Source organism: Burkholderia sp. AW33-5 (genome assembly GCF_053427615.1).
The window spans coordinates 115,898-125,367 of sequence record NZ_JBSAXA010000019.1 but is presented as its reverse complement, the minus strand read 5'-3'; the positions used below and the strand labels follow the sequence as shown (position 1 = coordinate 125,367).

Sequence of the window (9,470 nt, the reverse complement as noted above, 5' to 3'; positions counted from 1 at the left end):
GCGGCCGGCGACGGGCCGAGAGTGACCGGGATCGCCCGAGCCGCTGCACCATTTGATGAAACAACAAGGACCTCCGTTATGAACTTTCTTCGTTCCGCGTTGCTGGCGCTTGCGATTGCCAGCGGCCTCGTCGCCGCGCCTGCCGCGTTCGCGAAACCTCCCGTGCCGCCCGCCGTCGCGCCCACGGTGGCCGTCGGTTCGCAGTACGATACGACGCACGTGTGCGTGGCACCGGAAGACTTCGACCGCTTCACCGACAGCTTCGTCGCGACATTCGGCGGTAGCAAGTCGAAGCAGGGCGTGTTCCAGGTCACGCCGACACCGAGCCAGACGATGTCGCAGCTCGTGTTGACGCCCGTCGGCACGATCTCGGTGTTCGGCTTCAAGACACCGATCCCGTATCCGTTCTGCGCGGAGCGCACCGGCTATCTCGTCACGGACATGGACGTCGCCGTGAAGTCGGCGCGCGAGCATGGCGCCGACGTGATCGTCGACACGTTCCCGGATCCCATCGGCCGCGATGCGGTCATTGCATGGGCGGGTGGTGTGAAGATGCAGCTCTACTGGCACACGCAGGCGCCGAACTACGACGCGCTGCAGACGATCCCCGAAAACCGCGTCTACGTGTCGTCGCAAAGCGTACGCAAGTTCGTGCACGACTTCGTCAAGTTCTCGAAGGGCAAGGTGGTGTCGGACAACCTGAACGCGCCGGGCATCGAGATCGGCCGGCCGAACGACACGTATCGCCGCATCCGCATCGAGTCGGGCTTCGGCAAGATGACCGTGCTCGTGACCGACGGCCATCTGCCTTACCCGTTCGGGCGCGAGATGACCGGCTACGAAGTGCCCGATCTCGCCGCGACGCTGAAGAAGGCCGAAGCCGCGGGCGCGACCGTGCTCGTGCCGCCGTTCGCGGCGGATGGGCGCGACGCCGCACTCGTGCAGTTCCCGGGCGGCTATGTCGCCGAGATTCATGCGAGCGTGGCGCGATGAAGCACGAAGACACGATTCTTGCCGCGGTGGCCGGCTTCGTCGACACGCTGAGCTTCGTCGCGCTGTTCGGGCTGTTCACCGCACACGTGACCGGCAACTTCGTGCTGATCGGCGCGGGCATCGCGGGCTTCGGCCAGGGTGTCGTGCTGAAGCTCAGCGTGTTTCCCGCGTTCGTGTGCGGCGTGATCGCGGCGAGCCTGATCGCGCGGTCGATGTCCGGGCGACCCGCGTGGCAAGGTGCGCGCGCGCTGCACACGGTGCAGGCCGTGCTGCTGCTCGGCTTCTGCGAGGCCGGCGTGTGGGCGACGCCCGTCACGCAGCCGGACGCCTTGCCGGCGCTCGTGGCCGGCATCGTCGGCACGTTCGCGATGGGCGTCCAGAACGCGCATCCGCGCGTGATTTCGCGCGCGGGCGGCGTGCCGAATACGGTGATGACGGGCAACGTGACGCAAGCGATCCTCGACGTCGTCGACCTGCTGTCGGCCGGCACGTCCGACGCCGCGCGCGCGGCGGCACGGGCGCGCTTCGGCAAGATGCTGCCGGCGATCGTCGCGTTTGCGCTCGGCGCGGCGGGCGGTGCGCTCGGGTTCCGCCATGTCGGATTCCTGGCGCTGCTCGTGCCCGTCGGCGCGCTTGCGATGCTTGCACTGTGTGCGGCGCAAGCGGCCGGACCCGCCACGCAGGAGCGCGCATGATCGAGCGGGCGCGGGGGAGACAAGGGAGGCGCCACGGCCGCCGCTTCGAGCGGGCCGCGCGCGTGTCGATCGTCGCGGGCCTGCTGCTCGCGGGCGCCGACGCGGCGTTCGCGGAATCGGCGGCGACATCCACGTCGACATCGACATCCGGTGACGCAACCGCCTCGACCTGCACGGCGAAGCGGCCGACGGTGCTGTTCAACCGCTGGCAGGAAGACTGGTCGGTGCTGGCGAATCCGTGCGTGCCGCGCGCGCCGCTCGACGGGCTCAAATACATTCCGCTCGGTAATGATCCGGCATCCTATCTATCGCTCGGCGTGAACCTGCGCGAGCGGCTGGAGACCAACGACGCGCCGCTGTTCGGCATCGGCTCCGCGCAATCGGACACCTACCTGATCCAGCGCGTCGAAGTGCATGCCGATGCGCATCTGGGCCGGCACTGGCAGTTCTTCGTGCAGTTGCAGGACGACCGCGCATTCGGCAAGAACACGATCTCGCCGGTCGACAGGAATCCGCTCGATCTCGAACAGGCATTCGCGACCTACACGGGCGCGCTCGGCGGCGGCACGTTCAAGTTTCGCGTCGGCCGGCAGGAAATGGCGTTCGACTTGCAGCGCTTCATCGCCACGCGCGACGGTCCGAACGTGCGGCAGGCGTTCGATGCCGTATGGGCCGACTACGAATACCAAAAGTGGCGCTTCATCGCGTATGCGACGCAGCCCGTGCAGAACCGCACGGTGTCCGCGTTCGACGACGTGTCGAACCGCGGCCTCACGTTCAGCGGCGTGCGCTTCGAGCGGCAGTCGGTCGGGCCGGGCGATCTGTCGGGCTACTGGTCGCGCTACAACCGCAGCAACGCGCGTTTTCTCGATGCGAGCGGCCCCGAGCATCGCGACGTGTGGGACCTGCGCTACACGGGCACGCAGGGCCGCTTCGACTGGGATTTCGAGACGATGCTGCAGACGGGGACGGTCGGTAACGACACGATCGGTGCGTGGGCCGTCGGCTCGATCGCCGGCTACAAGCTCGATGCGCCGTGGTCGCCGCGCATCGCGCTGCAGTTCGATGCGGCATCGGGCGACCGGCATCCGCACGACGGCCGCGTCGGCACCTTCAATCCGCTGTTTCCGAACGGCTATTACTTCACGCTGGCCGGCTATACGGGCTATTCGAACCTGATCCACGTGAAGCCGTCGGTGACGCTGAAGCCGTCGCCGAACCTGTCGCTGCTCGGTGCGCTCGGCTTCCAGTGGCGTGAGACGACCGGCGACGCCGTCTATCAGCAGCCGAACGTCGCGGTGCCCGGCACGGCAGGCAAGGGCGGCCTGTGGACGGGGATGTACGTGCAGTTGCGCGCGGACTGGACGATCGCCGCGAACCTGATCGGTTCGGTCGAGGCCGTGCACTTCCAGGTCGGCGACGCGATCCGGCAGGCGGGCGGGCACAACGCGGACTACGCCGGCGTCGAGCTGAAGTACGGTTGGTGACGCGGCCGCGCGGCAACCGCGCGCGTAACAAAAAGGGCGGCCCGCGGGGCCGCCCTTCGTTCGTCCGGGCCGGCAGCGCGGCCGGCCCCGTTCGCCGCGATGCCGTTACAGGTTCGGCGACAGCGCGAGCGCGTTCGTCAGGTCGCCCATCGGCTGCGCGCCGTTCGCCTTCAGCGCGTCGTCGCGCTGCTGCAGGCCCGCGAGGCGCGGCAGCGAGAAGCGACGCGTGATGAAGCGCAGGATCGAACCCGTGTCGTATTGCGTATGGTCCACGAAACCCTTCTTCGCGAACGGCGACACGATCAGCGCCGGAATGCGGGTGCCCGGGCCCCAGCGATCGCCGCTCGGCGGTGCGGCGTGATCCCAGAAGCCGCCGTTTTCGTCGTACGTAACGACCACGACCATGTTCTTCCACTGCGGGCTGGCCTGCAGGTGCGCGATCACGTCCGCGATGTGCTGATCGCCGGAGGTGACGTCCGTATACCCCGGGTGCTCGTTCAGATTGCCCTGCGGCTTGTAGAACGTGACTTGCGGCAGCGTGCCCGCGTCGATCGCCTTGATGAATTCCGCGCCGTTCGCACCGCCGTCGAGCAGGTGCTGCGCGCGGCTCGCGGTGCCCGGCGCCTGGTTCGCGTAGTAGTTGAACGGCTGATGGTGCGGCTGGAAGTTCGGCGTCGAGAGGTCGGCGCCGTAGATCACGTTCGACGTGCCATTCTGGCTCGCCTGCAGTGCCTGGCCCCATGCGCCGCTATACCATGCCCACGACACGTTGGCATTGGTCATCAGGTCGCCGATGTTGGTCGCCGTCTGCGGCGGCATCGTCGAGGGATTGGCCGGGTCGGCGAGCAGCGGGTCGCCGCCCGTCGCGGCCTTGTTGCCGCTCGGCTGGTACGCCGGCTGCATCGTGTTGACACCGTAGAAGTCCGGCGTCAGTGCGCCGTCGTTGACGAACTTCGGCGGGCCGCTCAGCGCGGATGCCGGCGAGTTCGCGGCGACCGCCAGCGACTTGCCGTCGGCGTTCAGGACTGCGATCTTGCCGGCCGCCGGGCTCTTGTCGGCGTTCGCGTAGAACGGCGCGCACGCGCAGATCAGGTACTGATGGTTCAGGAACGAGCCGCCGAATGCGCCCATGAAGAAGTTGTCGGCGAGCACGTATTGCTGCGCGATCTTCCACAACGGCAGCTTCGACGGATCCGGCGTGTAGTGGCCCATCGTCAGACCGCCCGCATCGGTCCATGCGGCATACATGTCGTTCTTGCCGCCGTCGATCTGCATCTGGTCCTGGTAGAAGCGGTGCACGATGTCGCGCGTCGCGATGCTCATCGACTGGTTGAAGCCGTTGGGATCGTCGATCGCGAACGGGGCGTTCGGCAGGTTCGCCGTCATCGCTTCGGTGACCGCGGGCGTGATGCCGGTTGCGGTCAGACCACCCCAGATCTTCGGCAGCGTCGCCATCGTCGAGCCGTCGCGATCCTTCTGCACCGAGTTCGCTGCCGTTGCGTTCTGCAGACCGTTCGCGCCCGGGAAGTTGCCGTAGAGGTTGTCGAAGCTGCGGTTTTCCGCGTAGATCACGACGACGTTCTTCACGGCCGACAGGCCTTGCTGCGTGACGTCGTCGCCGCCGCAGGCGGTCAGGCTGAGCGCGGCCGCGAGGGCGATCGGCGTGTAGCGAATCCAGGCGTGCTTCTTCATGCGATGTTCTCTCTCATTCGTCGTTTGTCGCGTGTGGGAACCGGGTGGCATCAGGCCGGAGCAGGGGCCACGGGGCACCGACCGGCTGCGCGCATTATCTGGAACCCGTTTGACAGCCGGGTGTAGGGGCGCTTTCAATTGACTGTCGGTCGAACGTCATGCACCGGTCACGGAACTGACATAAGCTCCGGCCGATTGCCCACCGCTACAAGAAGAACGACGATGCACAGCCTTCTGAAATCCCTCGCGTTCGCGCGATCGTTGATCCCAGCCGCGGCGACGCTCGCGCTGATGGGCGGGCTCGCGCCGCTCGCCGGTTGCGATGCGCGGCCCGGCGCGAACGCGCAGGCGGTCTCCGTCGTGTCGGCGGCGCAAGCCGCTCCGGCGGTCGCGCCGGCCAGCCAGCCGCAGACGCGCGCGCAGGTATTCGAGGGCGTGAAGCAGATGACGGCGCTCGGCAAGCAGTTGTTCTTCGATCCGTCGCTGTCCGGCTCAGGCAAGCTCGCGTGCGCGTCGTGTCATAGCGTCGAGCACGCGTTCGGCCCGCCGAACGCGCTGTCGGTGCAACTCGGCGGCGACGACATGCATCGCATGGGTTTTCGCGCGGTGCCGTCGCTGAAATACGTGCGCGGCATTCCGCCGTTCACCGAGCACTTCCACGATTCGCCCGACGAAGGCGACGAAAGCATCGACGCAGGCCCGACCGGCGGATTGACCTGGGACGGTCGCGTCGACACGCGCGATGCGCAGGCGCGCATTCCCCTCACGTCGCCATTCGAGATGAGCAGCTCGCCGGCGCGGGTCGCGCAGGCGGTGCGTGCCGCGCCCTATGCCGACGCGTTCCGCAAGGCGTTCGGCGATCGGGTCCTCGGCGACGATCAGGCGACTTTCGGTGCGGTGCTGCGTGCGCTCGACGCATTCCAGCAGCAGCCGGCATTGTTCGATCCGTACACGAGCAAGTACGACGCGTATCTGGCCGGCCACGCGCAGCTCACGCCTGCCGAATTGCACGGGCTGCAACTGTTCAACGACGAGAAGAAGGGCAACTGCGCGAGCTGTCACGTGAGCCAGCGCACGCTCGAAGGCGGGCCGCCGCAGTTCAGCGATTTCGGTCTGATCGCGATCGCGGTGCCGCGCAACCGCGCGCTGCCGGTCAATCGCGATCCGCGCTTCCACGATCTCGGCGCGTGCGGCCCCGAGCGCACCGACCTGAAGGGCCGCGACGAATTCTGCGGGCTGTTCCGGACACCGTCGCTGCGCAACGTCGCGTTGCGCAAGACGTTCTTCCACAATGGCGTATACCACTCGCTCGAGGACGTGATGCGCTTCTACGCCGAGCGCGACATCCATCCGGAGAAGTTCTATCCGGTCGTGCACGGCAAGGTGCAGGTGTACGACGACCTGCCGAAGCGCTACTGGCCGAACATCAACCGCGAGCCGCCGTTCGACCGCAAGCGCGGCGACGCCCCAGCGCTGAACGCGGCCGAGATCAAGGACGTGATCGCGTTCCTGAACACGCTGACCGACGGATATCAACCGGCGGCCACGTCGGCCGCGCGCTAGAACGCGGCCCTTGCGGCACGCATGCTATGCTCGCTGGCTGACGGGCGTGGCGCGTGCCGGTGTGCCGGCCGTGCGCCACGCCGTTCGATCGAACATCCAAGGAGAACAACACATGTCGATGCGTGCATCCCTTTCCGTCGTCACGCGCGTGCTGGCCGGCGCCGCGTGCGCAGCCGCGATGCTGCCCGCCCACGCGCAAAGCAACCTCGGCTTCCTGAACGACACGCCGCTGGCCTACTTCAGCAAGGCCGACCGCGCGTCGCTGGCCAAGGCCGTCGTGCAGGCGCGCGACGAAGGCAAGGACGGCGAGACCACGACGTGGCAGAGCAGCGGTCGCGGCACCCAGATCGACGCGAAGCTGACGCCGTCGACGTCCGAGAACGACGGCAAGACCTGCCGCGAAATCGCCACCGACATTTCCGCGAAGGGCCAGACGATGACGCTCAAGCCCGTCTATTGCAAGACCGCCGCGGGCAAGTGGCAGCTGCAGAAGCGCTGAGCGCGCGAGCAATGAAGCGCAGCGGCGCGCCGCGCACGGTTTCGTGCGGCGTCGTGATTCTCGACGGGGCCGGCCGCGTGTTCCTCGCGCACGCGACGGACACCACGCACTGGGATATTCCGAAGGGGCAGGGCGAGCCCGGCGAATCGCCGGCCGACGCGGCGCTGCGGGAGCTGCGCGAGGAAACCGGCATCGAACTCGCGGCGGCGCGGCTGCTCGACCTGGGCCGCTTCGCATACCGTCACGACAAGGACCTGCACCTGTTCGCGGTGCGGGTCGCGGACGACGAAATCGATCCCGCACACTGCACGTGCACGTCGCTGTTCCCGAGCCGTCGCGACGGCTCGCCGATTCCCGAGATGGACGCATATCGCTGGACCGCGCCCGGCGACGTCGACACGTATGCGAGCCGCAGCCTCGCGCGGCTGTTTCGCACGACGCTGTCGCTCGCGGATCTGCACCGGCGGCTGGCGGGGGCGTGAGCACAGCCGCTTCGATCCCGACGATCCCGCGCATGCAATAAAAAACCGGCCCGAAGGCCGGTTTTTTTATCGTCGCGCGACGCCGGCTCGGTGCCGCGCGCCGCGCATGGAGCACGCCGTCAGGCCGGCTTGCCCCAGCTGTCGCGCAGCCCGACGATCCGGTTGAACACGGGCTTGCCCGGTTTCGAATCGACGCGGTCGGCGACGAAATAGCCGTGACGCTCGAACTGGAGGCGCGTTTCCGGTGCGACGTCGCCGGCGCCCGGTTCGACATAGGCCTGCGTGACCTTCTTCGAGTCCGGGTTCAGCGCTTCGAGGAAGTTCGCGCCGCCCGCGTCCGGATGCGGCTCCTTGAACAGCCGGTCGTAGATCCGCACTTCGGCCGCCTGCGCATGCTTCACGCTGACCCAGTGGATGTTGCCCTTGACCTTGTAGTTGTTCGCGCCTTCGGTGCCCGACTTGCTGTCCGGGAAGTAGTTGCAGTGCACGGCCGTCACGTTGCCGTCGGCGTCCTTGTCGAAGCCCGTGCACTCGATCACGTAGCCGTAGCGCAGGCGCACCTTGTTGCCCGGGAACAGACGGAAATAGCCCTTCGGCGGGTTCTCGACGAAGTCCTCGCGTTCGATCCACAGCTCGCGCGAGATCGGGAACGTGCGCACGCCGCGCTCCGGGTGATGCGGATGCACGGGGGCCGTGCACGCTTCCTCGAGGTCTTCCGGGTAGTTGTCGATCACGAGCTTCAGCGGATCGAGCACGGCGACCGAGCGCGGCGCCTTGTCGTCGAGGTCGTCGCGCAGCGCGCCTTCGAACACGCTCATGTCGATCCACGAATCGACCTTCGTCACGCCGATCCGCTCGCAGAACAGGTGGATGCTTTCCGGCGTGAAGCCGCGGCGGCGGATCCCGACGATCGTCGGCATGCGCGGGTCGTCCCAGCCTTCGACGTGGCCTTCCGTGACGAGCTGCAGCAGCTTGCGCTTGCTGGTGATCGCGTACGTGAGGTTCAGGCGCGAGAATTCGATCTGTTGCGGCAGCGGACGCGCGAACATGCCGGCGTCCGCGAGTTCGTTCAGCACCCAGTCGTACAGCGGGCGGTGATCCTCGAACTCGAGCGTGCACAGCGAGTGCGTAATGCCTTCGAGCGCATCCGAGATGCAGTGCGTGTAGTCGTACATCGGATACACGCACCAGGCGTCGCCGGTGCGGTAGTGGTGCGCGTAGCGGATCCGGTAGATCACCGGGTCGCGCATGTTCATGTTCGGCGAAGCCATGTCGATCTTCGCGCGCAGCACGTGCTCGCCTTCCTTGAACTCGCCGGCCTTCATCCGGCGGAACAGGTCGAGGTTTTCCTCGGGCGAACGGTCGCGGTACGGCGACGGCTTGCCGCCTTCGGTCAGCGAGCCGCGGTTCGCGCGCATTTCCTCGGCGCTCTGGCTGTCGACGTATGCCTTGCCGCGCTGGATCAGCAACTCGGCGAATTCGTACAGCTTGTCGTAGTAATCGCTCGCGAAATACTGGTGATCGACCGCGTCCTTGCGCCAGTCGAAGCCGAGCCAGCGGACCGCGTCGACGATCGAGTCGACGTATTCGACGCTTTCCTTTTCCGGGTTCGTGTCGTCGAAGCGCAGGTGGCACACGCCGCCGTAGTCGCGCGCGACGCTGAAGTTCAGGCAGATGCTCTTGGCATGGCCGATGTGCAGATAGCCGTTCGGCTCGGGCGGAAAGCGCGTCTCGACGCGGCCGCCCCATTTGCCGGTGCGGTTGTCGTCGTCGATGATGTTGCGGATGAAGTTGGAAGCCGCGGGGGCGTCGTTGCGTTCGGTGCTCATGCGGTTGGCGTCAGGTTGTGTCGGCGCGTCGCGCCGGTTTAATCCCGTAATTCTACCTGACCGGGGTCCGTCCCGCGCGGGTGCGCCACCGGGCGGGCCGGTTCGCGGTGCGGAACCGCAATATCTCGATTGTGTGTCGGCTGTAACACGACGTAAATCGGATTGCCCGGCGCATTCGGCGTTTCCTATGATGGCTTTACCGATTCAATGCCGCCATTCGTATTTTTTGC

The 9,470-nt window shown here is 67.0% G+C and carries 8 protein-coding genes; 6 read left to right on the top strand and 2 right to left on the bottom strand.

From position 1 onward, the window contains the following. Positions 1 to 78 precede the first annotated feature (78 nt). From ACV22V_RS25235 to ACV22V_RS25225, 3 genes are read left to right on the top strand one after another with little or no spacing between them, the layout of a single operon-like run. Positions 79 to 993 (top strand): VOC family protein, encoded by a 915-nt coding sequence (locus ACV22V_RS25235; RefSeq protein WP_059697828.1) that lies wholly within the window; start codon positions 79 to 81, stop codon positions 991 to 993. Further along, entirely contained in the window at positions 990 to 1,688 is a 699-nt protein-coding gene (locus ACV22V_RS25230; RefSeq protein ID WP_448015821.1) for a YoaK family protein, read from the top strand. The genes ACV22V_RS25235 and ACV22V_RS25230 overlap by 4 nt, the downstream gene beginning before the upstream one ends. Then, positions 1,685 to 3,175, top strand: coding sequence for an alginate export family protein (locus tag ACV22V_RS25225; RefSeq protein WP_448015820.1), 1,491 nt, complete (start codon positions 1,685 to 1,687; stop codon positions 3,173 to 3,175). The genes ACV22V_RS25230 and ACV22V_RS25225 overlap by 4 nt, the downstream gene beginning before the upstream one ends. A gap of 105 nt (positions 3,176 to 3,280) precedes the next feature. Here the strand turns inward: ACV22V_RS25225 and ACV22V_RS25220 are convergent, their stop codons facing one another. Then, on the bottom strand, positions 3,281 to 4,867 hold the full coding sequence (locus ACV22V_RS25220; RefSeq protein ID WP_059524061.1) for an acid phosphatase: 1,587 nt from the start codon (positions 4,865 to 4,867) through the stop codon (positions 3,281 to 3,283). A gap of 222 nt (positions 4,868 to 5,089) precedes the next feature. Here ACV22V_RS25220 and ACV22V_RS25215 point away from each other — a divergent pair, with 222 nt between their 5' ends. The 3 genes from ACV22V_RS25215 to ACV22V_RS25205 all read left to right on the top strand — a co-directional run bounded on the left by ACV22V_RS25215 (position 5,090) and on the right by ACV22V_RS25205 (position 7,411). Further along, a complete protein-coding gene (locus ACV22V_RS25215) occupies positions 5,090 to 6,430 on the top strand; it encodes a cytochrome-c peroxidase (protein WP_448015819.1) in 1,341 nt (446 codons plus the stop codon). A 112-nt stretch (positions 6,431 to 6,542) separates the two neighbouring features. Continuing rightward, the gene (locus ACV22V_RS25210; protein ID WP_059524065.1) at positions 6,543 to 6,929 is read left to right on the top strand and encodes a hypothetical protein; all 387 of its coding nucleotides are present in this window, start codon (positions 6,543 to 6,545) and stop codon (positions 6,927 to 6,929) included. An 11-nt stretch (positions 6,930 to 6,940) separates the two neighbouring features. Next, positions 6,941 to 7,411, top strand: a complete 471-nt coding sequence (locus tag ACV22V_RS25205) for an NUDIX hydrolase (RefSeq protein ID WP_448015818.1) — start codon at positions 6,941 to 6,943, stop codon at positions 7,409 to 7,411. Between the two features lie 119 nt (positions 7,412 to 7,530). On the opposite strand, the gene ACV22V_RS25200 is transcribed toward ACV22V_RS25205, so the two are convergent. Further along, on the bottom strand, positions 7,531 to 9,240 hold the full coding sequence (locus ACV22V_RS25200) for a glutamine--tRNA ligase/YqeY domain fusion protein (protein ID WP_448015817.1): 1,710 nt from the start codon (positions 9,238 to 9,240) through the stop codon (positions 7,531 to 7,533). Positions 9,241 to 9,470: the final 230 nt, after the last annotated feature.